Genomic DNA, 14,400 nt, shown 5'->3' with positions numbered 1-14,400 from the left:
ACTGAATTCAAAGCGATATAAATTGACCGTTTGAACAGGTATTTATTTTTCTACTGCGAGAGTGCGATTCACCTGAGCAAACCGCGATTGAGGTTGGGTGTTACGTTATGGTGCGGGTGAATAAAAATTGCACACATAAATGGCACCAATGGTTACATGTATGTGTACAACTCAATTCCAACATTTTTACCTCAGCAACCTTCAAGCCTTGCTGATGATATTCCCCGCATGCAGCCCACATTCCTTCTGCGTGGCCTCTTCCCACCACCAGCGGCCTTCGCGCTCGTGCTGATTCGGCAACACCGGGCGGGTGCAGGGCTCGCAGCCAATGCTGATAAAGCCGCGCTCATGCAGGCTGTTGTACGGCAGCTCGAGCATGCGGATGTAACCCCAGACTTCCTCGCTGGTCATCTGCGCCAGCGGGTTGAACTTGTACAGGGTGCGTTCCGGGGTGGAGAAAGCGCTGTCGATTTCCAGCGCCGCCACCTGGCTGCGGGTACCGGGGCTCTGGTCGCGACGCTGACCGGTGGCCCACGCACTCACGGCGGAAAGCTTGCGGCGCAGCGGTTCAATCTTGCGTACACCGCAGCATTCGCCATGGCCGTCCTTATAGAAGCTGAACAGGCCCTTTTCCTTGACGAAGGGTTCGAGCTTGCTCTGGTCCGGCGAGATCAATTCGATATCGATCTTGTAGAAGTCGCGTACCTGCTCGATAAACCGGTAGGTCTCCGGGTGCAGGCGGCCGGTATCAAGGCTGAACACCTTGACGTTTTTGTTCAGCTTCCAGGCCATGTCCACCAGCACCACGTCCTCGGCGCCGCTGAAGGAAATCCACAGGTCATCGCCGAACTGGCTGAACGCCAGCTTGAGAATGTCCTGGGCGGATTTGTTGGCATAAGTCGCGGCGAGTTCAGCGACGTCGAAGGCTTGGTTCATCAGCACGGTTCCTACAGGTCAGTGGCGCTGAGCGCTCTATAGGGGAGCGATGGTATCAAAATCCGCTCTGCGTTGCGGCGGCGAGCGTGAATCGCTAGAGTTCGGCAGTCCTTTTGCTCGCTCAACTAACAACATCTAATGGAGTGTCTTGTGGAAATTGCCTGTCTCGACCTGGAAGGGGTGCTGGTTCCGGAAATCTGGATCGCCTTCGCCGAAAAAACCGGTATTGAATCCTTGCGGGCCACCACCCGGGACATTCCCGACTACGACGTGCTGATGAAGCAGCGCCTGCGCATCCTTGATGAGCACGGCCTGAAGCTCGCCGATATCCAGGAAGTGATCGCCACCCTCAAGCCGCTGGACGGTGCCATCGAGTTCGTCAACTGGCTGCGCGAGCGTTTCCAGGTGGTGATCCTGTCCGACACCTTCTACGAATTCTCCCAACCGCTGATGCGCCAGCTGGGCTTTCCGACCCTGCTGTGCCACCGCCTGATCACCGATGAAAACGACCGGGTGGTGAGTTACCAATTGCGCCAGAAAGATCCCAAGCGCCAGTCGGTGCTGGCGTTCAAGACCCTCTACTACCGCGTGATTGCCGCAGGCGACTCCTACAACGACACCACCATGCTCGGCGAGGCCGACCGTGGGATTCTGTTCCATGCACCGGAGAACGTGATTCGCGAGTTCCCGCAGTTCCCGGCGGTGCATACGTTTGAGGACTTGAAGAAAGAGTTCATCAAGGCGTCGAATCGGCCGTTGAGCCTGTAGGTCATTCAGTGATGCTGGCGGCCTCATCGGGGGCAAGCCCCCTCCCACACTCGAATGTATTCACAATTCAACATGTGGGAGGGGGCTTGCCCCCGATAGGGCCCGACCAGCCACCGCTTAGCCCTCTGCCAGCAACCGCTCGTAAGGAATGCTCAAACCCTCATGCAGGCGTTTGATCATCGACAGGCTCAGCTTGCGCTTGTGGTTCAGCACTTCTGAAACCCGCCCGCTGGTGCCGATAAAAGGCTCCAGATCGCGGGCACTCAGACCCATTTGCTCCATGCGAAATCTGATCGCTTCCACCGGATCGGAAGGGGGCATTGGAAAATGTTCGGCCTCGTACTTTTCAATGAGTACGGCGAGAATTTCCAGTTCATCACCTTCAGGTGAACCGATGCCCGCTCCCCATAGCTGTTCGACGCGTGCCAGGGCGGCGGTCAGGTCTTCCTGGGAGTGAATAGGTTTGATGTTCATCACACGGTCTCCGCGTTGATTTGGTCGTACTGCGCATGGGTTCCCACAAAGCGTATGAACCCGAGCTGCCGCTGATAGTCGATTGCCATGACTACCCGATACTTGTTACCGCCCACGTTGAAAACAACCCTGCCGCCTTTGAGAATGCTCGCCGTTCTGAGTTGTGCCTTGAGCGCCTGCGGCGTCGGGTAAGTTGCTTTCTCCATATGCCGATACAACTCGACCATGGGCGGTTTGGCATCGGTATGACCAGGGTGGCTGTCCCAGAATATTCGTAAGGTTGATAGCGCGATTATTCGCATCGTTCCAACCTCCCAATTTGGGAGATAATAGAAGCGGGTAGGCCGGGATGCAATCCCGGAAATAATTCCTGATGAGTCAGCAGTCGCATATGTGATCCTTCACAGACGGCCATTGGGCGGGTAGGAGCCGGACGCTATCGCCCAACTCACACTCCGTCCACAGTCGTTCTGATTCAGATTTTTTCTTCCAGAGGGTGCTGCCTCTCAAAGGCAGGGCTGACTTGGACCTACAGGCTCTCCAAGGTATGTAACAAAACCCGCACCTTGGTCAGCGACTCCTGATACTCCGCCTCCCACTGCGAATCCGCGACGATCCCGCCGCCGCCCCAGCAGCACACCTGACCATCCTTGACCAGCAAGCTGCGGATGGCGATGGAGCTGTCCATTTCGCCGCGCACGTCCAGGTACACCAGCGAGCCGCAGTACAGCCCGCGTCGGGTGGGTTCCAGCTCGTCGATGATCTGCATGGCGCGGATCTTCGGTGCGCCGGTGATGGAGCCGCCGGGGAAGCTGCCGGCGATCAGGTCGAGGGCGTCTTTGTCGTCGGCCAGTTCGCCGGTCACGCTACTGACCAGGTGGTGCACGTTGGGGTAGCTTTCCAGGCTGAACAACTCGGGCACCTTCACCGAACCGGTGCGGCAGGTACGGCCGAGGTCGTTGCGCAGCAGGTCGACGATCATCAGGTTTTCGGCGCGATCCTTGGGGCTGGCCAGCAGTTCGGCGGCGTTCGCGGCGTCTTCTTCTGGGGTCAGGCCACGGGGGCGGGTGCCTTTGATCGGGCGGGTTTCCACCTGGCGTTCACTGATGCGCACAAAGCGCTCCGGCGACAGGCTCAGCACCGCGCCGTCATCCGGCAGGCTCTGGAACCCGGAAAACGGCGTGGGGCAGGCTTCGCGCAAGGCGCAATAGGCGACCCAGGGATCGCCGCTGCACGGCGCGCGGAAACGCTGGGCAAAGTTGACCTGGTAGCAGTCGCCGGCCTGTATATAGGCGTGAATGCGCGCGATGGCCTGCTGATAGGCCTGGGCGGTCAGGTCCGGTGCCATCGGGCCCTGCAGTGTAAAGGTCGCGGGCGTGTCGGGAATGGCAGCGCTGAACAGCGTGATCAAGCGTTGCTGCTCGCCCTCGGCCAACGTCGGGTGAAATACCAATTGGCTGGCCTGCGCCTGGTGATCCGTGATCAGCGCCCAGGCGTAGAGGCCCAAGCGCGCGTCCGGCAGGTGTAAATCGTCTGTGGCCAGGTGCGGCATGTGTTCCAGGTGTCGGCCAAAGTCATAGCTCAGGTAGCCGATCAGGCCGCCGGCAAACGGCAGCTCTAAACCTTTGGGGATTGCCGCTTCACCCAGTTGGGTCAGGTTTTTCCGTAGGCGCTGCAGGAAATCACTGCCGCTTTCATCAGGCCCTACGGTCAACGTCGCCTGTGGCCAGGCGCTGAGCAGGTCATAACGCCCGCGCTCGGCCGCCGGCCGGCCGCTGTCGAGCAGCACCGCGCCAGGCGCATGGCGGATCGCCGCAAAATACTCGGCGGGGTTGGCCCGGTAGGGCAGCGGGTGTACGGAGCAGGTCGACATGCGGGGTGGATCAGCCGTTGGCGTGGGGGAGGCGATTGTAGTCTCCCTGAAGGGGTTGGTCCTAGAGCGAGGTTCAAATGTGGGAGCGGGCTTGCTCGCGAAGGCGGTGTATCAGTCCCGTGTGTGTTGAATGACACTCCGCCTTCGCGAGCAAGCCCGCTCCCACCTTTGGAGTGGCGTCAGCCCTCTACGGCGGGGATGTGCCCAAACATTTCCTGGACGAACTTCACCCGTTCTTCCGGGGTTTCGGTGACGCCGGCGGCTTTCAATTCTTCCAGCCGCGCCTCTACCGCATGGGTGCGCAGGGTCAGGCCGCAGTCGTTGGCGATCTGGATGTTCAGCCCCGGGCGCGCATTCAGCTCAAGAATCAGCGGACCTTTTTCCTGGTCCAGCACCATGTCCACGCCGATATAGCCGAGCCCGCACAGCTCATAGCAGCCGGCCGCGAGCTTCATGAAACCGTCCCAGTTGGGCAACTGCACGCCATCCACCGCGTTGGTGGTGTCGGGATGCTTGGTGATGATGTTGTTCAGCCAGGTGCCGCGCAGCGTCAGGCCGGTGGCGAGGTCGACGCCCACGCCGATCGCGCCCTGGTGCAGGTTGGCCTTGCCGCCGGACTGACGGGTCGGCAAGCGCAGCATGGCCATCACCGGGTAGCCCATCAGCACGATGATGCGGATATCCGGCACGCCTTCGTAGCTGATGCTTTTGAAGATCTGGTCGGGCACCACGCGGTATTCAATCAACGCGCGGTCGCGGTGGCCACCGAGGGAATACAGGCCGGTGAGGATGCTGGAAATCTGATGCTCGATCTCTTCATGGCTGATGATCTTGCCGGACACCGTGCGGTAGCGCCCTTCAAAGCGGTCGGCCACCACCAGGATGCCGTCACCGCCAGCGCCCTGGGCCGGCTTGATCACGAAGTCGCTACGCCCGCCAATGATCTCGTCTAGCTTGTCGATTTCCTTTTCGGTGGAAATGATCCCGTACATTTCCGGCACATGGATGCCGGCGGCAATCGCCCGTTCCTTGGTGATGATCTTGTCATCCACGATCGGGTACAGGCTGCGCTTGTTGTACTTGAGCACGTAGTCGGCGTTACGCCGGTTGATGCCCATGATCCCCCGCGCTTCCAGGGCCTTCCACGTCTTCCAGAAGCCGAACATTACGAGTCAGCCTTCAAGAACGCCTTGAAGCGCACCAGTTCGGTCAGGCGGTAGCCGCGATAACGCCCCATGGCCAGCATGAAGCCCACCAGGATCAACAGGACCGCCGGGAAGGTGAACACGAAGTACACCAGCTCCGGCACGCTCATGATCAGGTGCGCCAGGGACGCGGCGAACAGCGTGCCAATCGCCACTTTCAGCGCATGGTTGGCGCCGCGCTCTTCCCAGGTGATCGACAGGCGTTCGATGGTCATGGTCAGGATCACCATCGGGAACAGCGCCACCGACAGCCCGCGTTCCAGCCCGAGTTTATGGCTGAACAGGCTGATGGCCGCGATCAGCACCACCACGAAGGTGAGCACTACCGATAGCCTCGGCAGCATCTGCAGCTTCAAGTGTTCCAGGTACGACCTGAGCGACAGGCCCAGCGCCGTGATAATCGTAAACAGCACGATCCCGAAGCCCAGCTGCGTCTCGCGGAACGCCAGGGCGATCAGCACCGGGGTGAAGGTGCCCAGGGTCTGCAAGCCGATCAGGTTGCGCAGGATCAAAATCACCAACACGCCAATCGGGATCATCACCATGATCATGAAGGTCTGCTGGGTCTGCAGCGGCAGGCCGTACAGCGAGTATTCGAGGAAGTTGGCGTCGGTGTTCTCGTCGGTCAGCTTGGCCAGGCGAATCGCGTTCATTTCGCTGTTGTTGAGGCTGAAGGTGACCATGGCTTTCTTGCCGCCATCGACCGTGATCAGGTTTTCATCGCCGGTCCACCACAACAAGCGGTCGGCGGGCAGGCCCTGTTCGCCGGTTTCCGGGTTGAAGTACAGCCAGTCATTGCCATTGAAGCTGCGCAGCCACAGTTCCGGGGCTTGCGGCTGGTCGGCGACCAGGCGGATGGTGTGGACTTTTTCCACCGGCACATGGGCGATGGACAGCAGCAACTCGACGATCTTGGCCTTGTGCGGCGTCGACGGGTCGCCCGCCAGCAGCAGCTTCACATTGTCGTCATTGAGGTTGTTGGTGCGCTTGATCGCTTCGGTGATAAAGGTTTCGACGTCGGCCGAGTGCTGGCGGATCGGCGCCAGCAGGGCTTCGGCGGCGATTTTTTCCGGGCCTTCCACGGCGATGCTGTCACGGAAGGTCGGGCCCTTGACCTTGACCTTTTCACCGCTGTAACGCTTGGTCAGCACCAGGCGGTAATACAGGGTCTGGTTGCCCTTGGCGCGGCGTGCCGACCAAGTGACCTTGCGGTTGCCGTCGGTGCGGTTGACGCTCACGCCGTAATTATTCGAAATAAAACTCTCATTGAGGCTGACGAAGTCGCGGCTCAATGGCGGCACGAACATCTGGATCTTCACCGGGTCTTTCGGGTTGGCGACGAACTCGACCTTGGCGTCGATGTTCCACAAGTCGTCGGTGGCGTCTTCGGTGACGGGAATGCCGAGCACGAAGATCTGGTAGGCGGTGACCGAAATACCCAACACCACCAGGATGGCGATCAGGATTCTCAGGTGCAGGGTTAGAGAGCGCATTCGGTTTACTCGGCGGTATGAGCGTCGGCGGCGCAGGCGGGTTTGCCTGCTGCGTATTTAAGACTGGGGTCGACCAGCGCATCAAAGCGTTTCAGCGCTTCGGAGCCGATCAGCAGCGGGTATTGGAAGGCACTTCGGTCGGTCAAGTTCACTTCTATGCTGCGTAATGCGGTGCCCATGCAGATATCCAGGGCAATCACCGGACGGGCGGTGTAGTTCTTGTCCTCATCGGGGTCGTAGTCACCGGCGCGGCGCTTGATCTTGCTCACGCGGGCCAGGGGGCGTTCGATGGGGTGGGAGTGGGCGGTGTCGATGGCCAGGTAGAAGCGCACCCAGGATTCGCCGTTGCGCTTGAAACGCTTGATATCCCGGGCGCTGAGGGAGGCGGTCTTGGCGCCGGTGTCGAGTTTGGCGGCCACTTCAAGGTCGATGCCGGCCAATTGCGCATATTCGTTGAGGCCATACACGGTCTTCTCGGCGGCAGCGCCAAGGCTCGGTGCAAGCAGTAGGCATAACAGGGGGAAGGGCTTGAGTCTCATAGATCCTGAGGCGGTGCAGTGCGATGTTCAATTCAAGGCGACTGGCATTGCTGCGCAAACTCCCTCGTGCGCCGTTTCATCCAATGATGTCAGGCAAAAGCGGCGGGCATTCTAACATGATGCTTTTCTGACGCCAGCGCTGGCAGGCGGCCATGCCCTGATAGAGTGCAATCGCGGTTATTAGACGATTGTCGACAATATGGATTTATTCTTTGACTAAGTGGGGCTGATTGGCTAGTTTTTGCGGCATTGCTTTTAAAGGTGTCGACAATATGCTGGATCAACTGGAAACCCCAGTGGTGGCGCAAGACGATTCCCAGACCATGTCCGAGCACGTCTTCCGGCGTATCCAGGCCGCCATCGTCAAGGGCGAGATCGCCCCCGGCAGCAAGATCTCCGAGCCGGAGCTGGCCCGCACCTATGGCATCAGCCGTGGCCCGCTGCGGGAGGCGATCCATCGCCTGGAAGGCCAGCGCCTGCTGGTGCGCGTGCCGCATGTGGGCGCGCGAGTGGTGTCCTTGAGCCACGCCGAACTGATCGAGCTTTACGAAATCCGCGAGTCCCTTGAGGGCATGGCCTGCCGCCTGGCCGCCGAGCGCATGACCGATGCGGAAATCGAAGAGCTGCGCCAAGTGCTGCACACCCATGAGCGCGATGCCGCGTTCCAGGCCGGTGTCGGCTACTACCAGCAGGAAGGCGACTTCGATTTTCATTACCGGATAATTCAAGGCGCCGGTAACCGCACCCTCACCCAAATGCTCTGCGGCGAGCTGTACCAGTTGGTGCGCATGTACCGCATCCAGTTCTCCGCCACCCCCAATCGTCCACGCCAGGCTTTTGCCGAGCACCACCGTATTCTCGACGCGATTGCCGATCGCGACGGTGAACTGGCCGAATTGTTGATGCGCCGCCACATCGGCGCGTCCAAACGCAACATTGCCCGTCACTTCCCGGACGGTGCGCCCCAATCAAGAGGTGAGTCATGAGTTCCAATAATAAGAGCACACCCGGCCAGCGTTTCCGTGACGCCGTCGCCAGCGAACAGCCGTTGCAGGTGGTGGGCGCGATCAACGCCAACCACGCCCTGCTGGCCAAGCGCGCCGGCTTCAAGGCGATCTACCTGTCGGGTGGCGGTGTGGCTGCCGGCTCCCTGGGCGTGCCGGACTTAGGGATTACCGGCCTGGATGACGTGCTCACCGACGTGCGCCGCATCACCGACGTGTGCGACCTGCCGCTGCTGGTGGACGTGGATACCGGTTTCGGCTCGTCGGCGTTCAACGTGGCGCGTACCGTCAAGTCGATGATCAAGTTCGGCGCCGCCGCCATCCATATCGAAGACCAGGTTGGCGCCAAGCGCTGCGGTCATCGCCCGAACAAAGAAATCGTGTCCCAGCAGGAAATGGTCGACCGCATCAAGGCCGCCGTGGACGCGCGCACCGATGACAGCTTCGTGATCATGGCGCGTACCGATGCCCTGGCCGTCGAAGGCCTGGAGTCCGCCCTGGAGCGCGCCGCCGCCTGCATCGAGGCCGGCGCCGACATGGTGTTCCCCGAAGCCATCACTGAACTGGAGATGTACAAGCTGTTCGCCGCCCGGGTGAAGGCGCCGATCCTGGCCAATATCACCGAGTTCGGTTCGACCCCACTGTACACCACCGAACAGTTGAAATCTGCCGATGTTTCCCTGGTGTTGTACCCGCTCTCGGCCTTCCGCGCGATGAACAAGGCCGCCGAGAACGTTTACACCGCGATCCGTCGCGACGGCACCCAACAGAACGTGATCGACACCATGCAAACCCGCATGGAGCTTTACGATCGCATCGACTACCACACCTTCGAGCAGAAGCTCGACGCGCTGTTCGCCGCGAAGAAGTAATCACCACGGCTCCCTGAATAACTACAAAATTGGAGAACGAACATGGCTGAAGCAAAAGTATTGAGTGGCGCCGGCCTGCGTGGCCAGGTGGCCGGGCAGACCGCGCTGTCCACCGTCGGCCAGGCCGGTGCCGGCTTGACCTACCGTGGCTACGACGTGCGCGAACTGGCTGCCGACGCGCAGTTTGAAGAAGTTGCCTACCTGCTGTTGTACGGCGAACTGCCAACCAAAACCGAATTGGCTGACTACAGCAAAAAGCTCAGCCAACTGCGCGACCTGCCCCAGGCCCTGAAAGAAGTGCTGGAACGCATCCCCGCCGACGCCCACCCGATGGACGTGATGCGTACCGGTTGTTCGTTCCTGGGCAATATCGAGCCCGAGAAAGACTTCAGCGTGCAACGCGATGTCACCGACCGCCTGCTCGCCGCCTTCCCGGCGATCATGTGCTACTGGTACCGCTTCAGCCACGACGGCAAACGCATCGACTGCGTGACCGACGAGCCGACCATCGGCGGCCACTTCCTGCATCTGCTGCACGGTAAGAAGCCCAGCGAGTTGCACGAGAAGGTCATGAACGTGTCGCTGATTCTCTATGCCGAGCACGAATTCAACGCGTCGACGTTCACCGCCCGTGTCTGCGCGTCGACCTTGTCCGACCTGTATTCCTGCGTCACCGCCGCCATCGGCTCGTTGCGCGGCCCACTGCACGGCGGTGCCAACGAAGCCGCAATGGAAATGATCGAGCGCTTCTCGTCCGCTGAAGAAGCGGTGGAAGGCACCCTCGGCATGCTGGCGCGCAAGGACAAGATCATGGGCTTCGGCCATGCGATCTACAAAGACAGCGACCCGCGCAATGAAGTGATCAAGGGTTGGTCGAAAAAACTCGCTGACGAAGTGGGCGACAAGGTGCTGTTCCCGGTCTCGGAAGCCATCGACAAGACCATGTGGGAACAGAAGAAGCTGTTCCCCAACGCCGACTTCTACCATGCCTCGGCGTACCACTTCATGGGCATCCCGACAAAGCTGTTCACGCCTATTTTCGTGTGCTCGCGCCTGACTGGCTGGGCCGCGCACGTGTTCGAACAACGTGCCAACAACCGCATCATCCGTCCAAGCGCCGAGTACACCGGCGTTGAGCAGCGCAAGTTCGTGCCAATCGAACGTCGCTGAATGAGGAGACCGACGATCCGGGTTTGGTAATCGAATCAAATGTGGGAGCGGGCTTGCTCGCGAAAGCGGTGTATCAGTAACAGATGTGTTGATTGACAAACCGCATTCGCGAGCAAGCCCGCTCCCACACTGGCCCGTCGCAGTCTTCTCCTTTTGTAACTACCGTGACCGAGTCCTGACGATGAACACTGAATTCCGCAAACCGCTCCCCGGCAGCCGCCTGGATTACTTCGACGCCCGCGCGGCTGTCGAAGCCATCACCCCCGGCGCCTACGCCACGTTGCCCTACACCTCCCGCGTGCTCGCCGAAAACCTGGTGCGCCGTTGCGACCCGGCCACCCTCAACGCCTCCCTGAGCCAGTTGATCGAACGCAAACGCGACCTCGACTTTCCTTGGTTCCCGGCGCGCGTGGTGTGCCACGACATCCTCGGCCAGACCGCCCTGGTCGACCTCGCCGGCCTGCGCGACGCTATCGCCCTGCAAGGCGGCGACCCGGCGCAGGTCAACCCGGTGGTGCCGACCCAATTGATCGTCGACCATTCCCTGGCCGTCGAAGCCGGTGGTTTCGACCCGCAGGCATTCGAGAAAAACCGCGCCATCGAAGACCGTCGCAACGAAGACCGTTTCCACTTTATCGAGTGGACCAAAAAGGCCTTCAAGAACGTCGACGTGATCCCGCCGGGCAACGGCATCATGCACCAGATCAACCTGGAGAAAATGTCCCCGGTGATCCAGGTGCGTGATGGTGTGGCCTTCCCCGATACCTGCGTCGGCACCGACAGCCACACGCCGCACGTGGATGCCCTGGGCGTGATCGCTATCGGCGTCGGCGGCCTCGAAGCCGAGAGCGTGATGCTCGGCCGTGCGTCGTGGATGCGCCTGCCGGAAAGCGTCGGCGTGGAGCTGACGGGTAAATTGCTGCCGGGCATCACTGCCACCGACATGGTGCTGGCGCTGACCGAATTCCTGCGTAAACAGAAAGTGGTTGGCGCCTGGTTGGAGTTCTTCGGCGAGGGGGCCTCGGCCCTGACCCTGGGCGACCGCGCGACCATCTCCAACATGGCCCCGGAATACGGCGCCACGGCGGCGATGTTCTACATCGACCAGCAGACCATCGCCTACCTGAAACTCACTGGCCGCGAAGACGAGCAAGTCGCCTTGGTGGAGCAATACGCCCGCCATACCGGCCTGTGGGCCGATGACCTCAAAGGCGCGCAATATGAGCGCGGCCTCACCTTCGACCTGTCCAGCGTCGTGCGCAACATGGCCGGCCCGAGCAACCCGCATGCCCGCGTGGCGACCAGCGACCTGGCGTCCAAGGGCATCAGCGGCCAGTGGGACGACGTGCCGGGGCAAATGCCCGACGGCGCGGTGATCATCGCCGCCATCACCAGTTGCACCAATACCAGCAACCCGCGCAACGTGATCGCCGCTGGCCTGCTGGCGCGTAACGCCAACAAGCTCGGGTTGACGCGCAAGCCGTGGGTCAAGTCGTCCCTGGCACCGGGTTCGAAAACCGTGGCCATGTACCTCGAAGAAGCGGGCCTGGGCCATGAGCTGGAAAAACTCGGCTTCGGCGTGGTGGCATTTGCCTGCACCACCTGCAACGGCATGTCCGGCGCGCTCGACCCGGTGATCCAACAGGAAATCATCGACCGCGACCTGTACGCCACCGCCGTGCTCTCGGGCAACCGCAACTTCGACGGGCGTATTCACCCGTACGCCAAGCAAGCGTTCCTGGCCTCGCCGCCGTTGATAGTGGCCTACGCGATTGCCGGCACCATCCGTTTCGACATCGAAAAGGACGTGCTGGGCCTCGACGCCAACGGCAAGGAAATCCGCCTGCAAGACATCTGGCCGAGCGACGAAGAGATCGACGCCGTGGTCAAGGCCTCGGTGAAACCGGAGCAGTTCCGTGCGGTGTATATCCCGATGTTCGCGATTCACGAAGACACCGGCCCCAAGGTTACTCCGCTGTATGACTGGCGCCCGCAAAGCACCTACATCCGCCGCCCGCCGTACTGGGAAGGCGCGCTGGCCGGTGCGCGGCCGCTCAAGGGCATGCGCCCGCTGGCGGTGCTGCCGGACAACATCACCACTGACCACCTGTCGCCGTCCAACGCGATCATGCTCGACAGCGCCGCCGGCGAATACCTGGCGAAAATGGGCCTGCCGGAAGTCGACTTCAACTCCTACGCGACTCACCGGGGTGACCACTTGACCGCGCAACGCGCCACTTTCGCCAACCCGAAACTGTTCAACGAAATGGTGCTGGAAAACGGCAAGGTCAAGCAGGGTTCCCTGGCGCGGATCGAGCCGGAAGGCCAGGTCACGCGGATGTGGGAAGCCATCGAAACCTACATGGAACGCAAGCAGCCGTTGATCATCATCGCCGGCGCCGACTACGGCCAGGGTTCCTCCCGCGACTGGGCGGCCAAGGGCGTGCGCCTGGCCGGTGTGGAAGCGATTGCCGCCGAAGGTTTCGAGCGCATCCACCGCACCAACCTGGTGGGCATGGGCGTGTTGCCCCTGGAGTTTTTGCCCGGCACCGATCGCCACACCTTGCAGATCGACGGCAGCGAAACCTATGACGTGGTCGGCGAACGCACCCCGCGTGCGCAGTTGACCCTGGTGATCAACCGCAAGAATGGCGAACGTGTCGAAGTGCCGGTGACCTGCCGCCTCGACACTGCCGAAGAAGTGTCGATCTACGAGGCGGGCGGCGTGTTGCAACGTTTTGCCCAGGACTTCCTGGAATCGGCGGCGACCGCTTGAAGAGGACAACCATGGCACACGCACCGCAAATCAAGATCGCCGCCACTTACATGCGTGGCGGCACCAGCAAGGGCGTCTTTTTCAGCCTCCAGGACCTGCCCGCTGCGGCGCAGGTCCCGGGCGCCGCACGCGATGCCCTGTTGCTGCGGGTGATCGGCAGCCCCGACCCCTATGACAAACAGATCGACGGCATGGGCGGCGCGACGTCGAGCACCAGCAAAAGCGTGATTCTCGCCAAAAGCACCCGCGCCGATCACGACGTGGACTACTTGTTTGGCCAGGTTTCCATCGACAAGCCCTTTGTGGACTGGAGCGGCAATTGCGGCAACCTGTCGGCGGCGGTGGGTTCGTTCGCCGTCAGCGCAGGGCTGGTCGACCCGGCCCGCATACCCCACAACGGCGTGGCTGTGGTGCGGGTCTGGCAGGCCAATATCGGCAAGACCATCATCGCCCACGTGCCGATCACCGATGGGGCGGTGCAGGAAACCGGTGACTTCGAACTCGACGGCGTGACCTTTCCGGCCGCCGAAGTGCAGCTGGTATTCATCGACCCAGCGGCGGAAGAAGAGGGCGGCGGCGGGTCGATGTTTCCCACCGGCAATCTGGTCGACGACCTGGAATTGCCCGGCGTCGGCACCTTCAAGGCCACGCTGATCAACGCGGGCATCCCGACGATTTTTATCAACGCCGAAGACCTCGGCTACACCGGCACCGAGCTGCAAGGCGCGATCAACAGCGACCCGAAAGCCCTGGCCATGTTCGAAACCGTACGGGCGTATGGCGCGTTGCGCATGGGCCTGATCAAGCACCTGGACGAGGCCGCCCAGCGTCAGCACACACCGAAGGTCGCGTTTGTGGCCAAGCCCGCGGATTACGTGGCGTCCAGCGGCAAGGCGATCAAGGCTGCCGACGTCGACCTGCTGGTGCGCGCGCTGTCCATGGGCAAGCTGCACCACGCGATGATGGGCACGGCGGCGGTGGCGATCGGCACGGCGGCGGCGATTTCCGGAACTCTGGTCAATCTCGCGGCCGGTGGTGTGGAGCGTAACGCCGTGCGGTTCGGGCATCCCTCCGGGACCTTGCGTGTCGGCGCCGAAGCCACCCAGGTCAACGGCGAATGGGTGGTGAAAAAAGCCATCATGAGCCGCAGTGCGCGGGTGTTGATGGAAGGCTTCGTGCGCATCCCGGGCGACGCTTTCTAAGGTTCAACTCCGCACCAATGTGGGAGCGGGCTTGCTCGCGAATGCGGTGGGTCAGTGACATTTCAGTACCTGATACACCGCCTTCGCG

Annotated in this window: 13 protein-coding genes; 6 read left to right on the top strand and 7 right to left on the bottom strand. The window is 61.3% G+C overall.

The genetic code is table 11. The annotated features are described in order from the left end of the window. Nucleotides 1-201 precede the first annotated feature (201 nt). Nucleotides 202-936 (bottom strand): phosphoadenylyl-sulfate reductase, encoded by a 735-nt coding sequence (locus CXQ82_RS23415; protein WP_101272505.1) that lies wholly within the window; start codon nucleotides 934-936, stop codon nucleotides 202-204. A 150-nt stretch (nucleotides 937-1,086) separates the two neighbouring features. Here CXQ82_RS23415 and thrH point away from each other — a divergent pair, with 150 nt between their 5' ends. After that, complete coding sequence (thrH, locus tag CXQ82_RS23410) at nucleotides 1,087-1,704, top strand: bifunctional phosphoserine phosphatase/homoserine phosphotransferase ThrH (protein ID WP_027603662.1); 618 nt, start codon at nucleotides 1,087-1,089, stop codon at nucleotides 1,702-1,704. Nucleotides 1,705-1,821: 117 nt separating this feature from the next. Here the strand turns inward: thrH and CXQ82_RS23405 are convergent, their stop codons facing one another. The 6 genes from CXQ82_RS23405 to CXQ82_RS23380 all read right to left on the bottom strand — a co-directional run bounded on the left by CXQ82_RS23405 (nucleotide 1,822) and on the right by CXQ82_RS23380 (nucleotide 7,288). Then, entirely contained in the window at nucleotides 1,822-2,178 is a 357-nt protein-coding gene (locus CXQ82_RS23405; RefSeq protein ID WP_101272504.1) for a type II toxin-antitoxin system HigA family antitoxin, read from the bottom strand. Further along, nucleotides 2,178-2,480: a type II toxin-antitoxin system HigB family toxin gene (locus tag CXQ82_RS23400; protein ID WP_101272503.1), complete on the bottom strand. Its 303-nt coding sequence runs from the start codon at nucleotides 2,478-2,480 to the stop codon at nucleotides 2,178-2,180. Before CXQ82_RS23400 ends, CXQ82_RS23405 begins: the two co-directional genes overlap by 1 nt. A gap of 227 nt (nucleotides 2,481-2,707) precedes the next feature. Continuing rightward, nucleotides 2,708-4,051, bottom strand: a complete 1,344-nt coding sequence (pabB, locus tag CXQ82_RS23395) for an aminodeoxychorismate synthase component I (RefSeq protein ID WP_101272502.1) — start codon at nucleotides 4,049-4,051, stop codon at nucleotides 2,708-2,710. A gap of 179 nt (nucleotides 4,052-4,230) precedes the next feature. Then, nucleotides 4,231-5,217 carry an alpha-L-glutamate ligase-like protein gene (locus CXQ82_RS23390; RefSeq protein ID WP_101272501.1) on the bottom strand — a complete coding sequence of 329 codons (987 nt, stop codon included), beginning with the start codon at nucleotides 5,215-5,217 and terminating at the stop codon, nucleotides 4,231-4,233. Next, on the bottom strand, nucleotides 5,217-6,749 hold the full coding sequence (locus CXQ82_RS23385; RefSeq protein ID WP_101272500.1) for an inactive transglutaminase family protein: 1,533 nt from the start codon (nucleotides 6,747-6,749) through the stop codon (nucleotides 5,217-5,219). Before CXQ82_RS23385 ends, CXQ82_RS23390 begins: the two co-directional genes overlap by 1 nt. Nucleotides 6,750-6,754: 5 nt before the next feature. After that, the gene (locus CXQ82_RS23380; protein ID WP_101272499.1) at nucleotides 6,755-7,288 is read right to left on the bottom strand and encodes an ATP-dependent zinc protease; all 534 of its coding nucleotides are present in this window, start codon (nucleotides 7,286-7,288) and stop codon (nucleotides 6,755-6,757) included. A 272-nt stretch (nucleotides 7,289-7,560) separates the two neighbouring features. On the opposite strand from CXQ82_RS23380, the gene CXQ82_RS23375 reads away from it, so the two are divergent. The 5 genes from CXQ82_RS23375 to prpF all read left to right on the top strand — a co-directional run bounded on the left by CXQ82_RS23375 (nucleotide 7,561) and on the right by prpF (nucleotide 14,312). Continuing rightward, nucleotides 7,561-8,274, top strand: a complete 714-nt coding sequence (locus CXQ82_RS23375) for a GntR family transcriptional regulator (RefSeq protein ID WP_101272498.1) — start codon at nucleotides 7,561-7,563, stop codon at nucleotides 8,272-8,274. Continuing rightward, a complete protein-coding gene (prpB, locus tag CXQ82_RS23370; RefSeq protein WP_099582716.1) occupies nucleotides 8,271-9,164 on the top strand; it encodes a methylisocitrate lyase in 894 nt (297 codons plus the stop codon). Before CXQ82_RS23375 ends, prpB begins: the two co-directional genes overlap by 4 nt. 42 nt (nucleotides 9,165-9,206) lie before the next feature. Then, complete coding sequence (gene prpC / locus CXQ82_RS23365) at nucleotides 9,207-10,334, top strand: 2-methylcitrate synthase (RefSeq protein WP_101272497.1); 1,128 nt, start codon at nucleotides 9,207-9,209, stop codon at nucleotides 10,332-10,334. A gap of 181 nt (nucleotides 10,335-10,515) precedes the next feature. Further along, entirely contained in the window at nucleotides 10,516-13,110 is a 2,595-nt protein-coding gene (gene acnD, locus CXQ82_RS23360) for a Fe/S-dependent 2-methylisocitrate dehydratase AcnD (RefSeq protein WP_101272496.1), read from the top strand. A gap of 11 nt (nucleotides 13,111-13,121) precedes the next feature. After that, nucleotides 13,122-14,312, top strand: coding sequence for a 2-methylaconitate cis-trans isomerase PrpF (gene prpF, locus CXQ82_RS23355; RefSeq protein WP_101272495.1), 1,191 nt, complete (start codon nucleotides 13,122-13,124; stop codon nucleotides 14,310-14,312). The last annotated feature ends 88 nt before the right edge of the window (nucleotides 14,313-14,400 follow it).

The organism is Pseudomonas sp. S09G 359 (assembly GCF_002843605.1).
Lineage (GTDB): Bacteria > Pseudomonadota > Gammaproteobacteria > Pseudomonadales > Pseudomonadaceae > Aquipseudomonas.
The sequence above is the reverse complement of the archived record's forward strand: the minus strand, read 5'-3'. Positions and strand labels throughout refer to the sequence as shown.

Bases quoted from the DNA above. Each gene is read 5' to 3' on its own strand.
- CXQ82_RS23415 (WP_101272505.1), bottom strand. From the start codon at position 936: ATGAACCAAGCCTTCGACGTCGCTGAACTCGCCGCGACTTATGCCAAC.
- CXQ82_RS23405 (WP_101272504.1), bottom strand. From the start codon at position 2,178: ATGAACATCAAACCTATTCACTCCCAGGAAGACCTGACCGCCGCCCTG.
- CXQ82_RS23400 (WP_101272503.1), bottom strand. From the start codon at position 2,480: ATGCGAATAATCGCGCTATCAACCTTACGAATATTCTGGGACAGCCAC.
- pabB (WP_101272502.1), bottom strand. From the start codon at position 4,051: ATGTCGACCTGCTCCGTACACCCGCTGCCCTACCGGGCCAACCCCGCC.
- CXQ82_RS23390 (WP_101272501.1), bottom strand. From the start codon at position 5,217: ATGTTCGGCTTCTGGAAGACGTGGAAGGCCCTGGAAGCGCGGGGGATC.
- CXQ82_RS23385 (WP_101272500.1), bottom strand. From the start codon at position 6,749: ATGCGCTCTCTAACCCTGCACCTGAGAATCCTGATCGCCATCCTGGTG.
- CXQ82_RS23380 (WP_101272499.1), bottom strand. From the start codon at position 7,288: ATGAGACTCAAGCCCTTCCCCCTGTTATGCCTACTGCTTGCACCGAGC.
- CXQ82_RS23375 (WP_101272498.1), top strand. From the start codon at position 7,561: ATGCTGGATCAACTGGAAACCCCAGTGGTGGCGCAAGACGATTCCCAG.
- prpB (WP_099582716.1), top strand. From the start codon at position 8,271: ATGAGTTCCAATAATAAGAGCACACCCGGCCAGCGTTTCCGTGACGCC.
- prpC (WP_101272497.1), top strand. From the start codon at position 9,207: ATGGCTGAAGCAAAAGTATTGAGTGGCGCCGGCCTGCGTGGCCAGGTG.
- acnD (WP_101272496.1), top strand. From the start codon at position 10,516: ATGAACACTGAATTCCGCAAACCGCTCCCCGGCAGCCGCCTGGATTAC.
- prpF (WP_101272495.1), top strand. From the start codon at position 13,122: ATGGCACACGCACCGCAAATCAAGATCGCCGCCACTTACATGCGTGGC.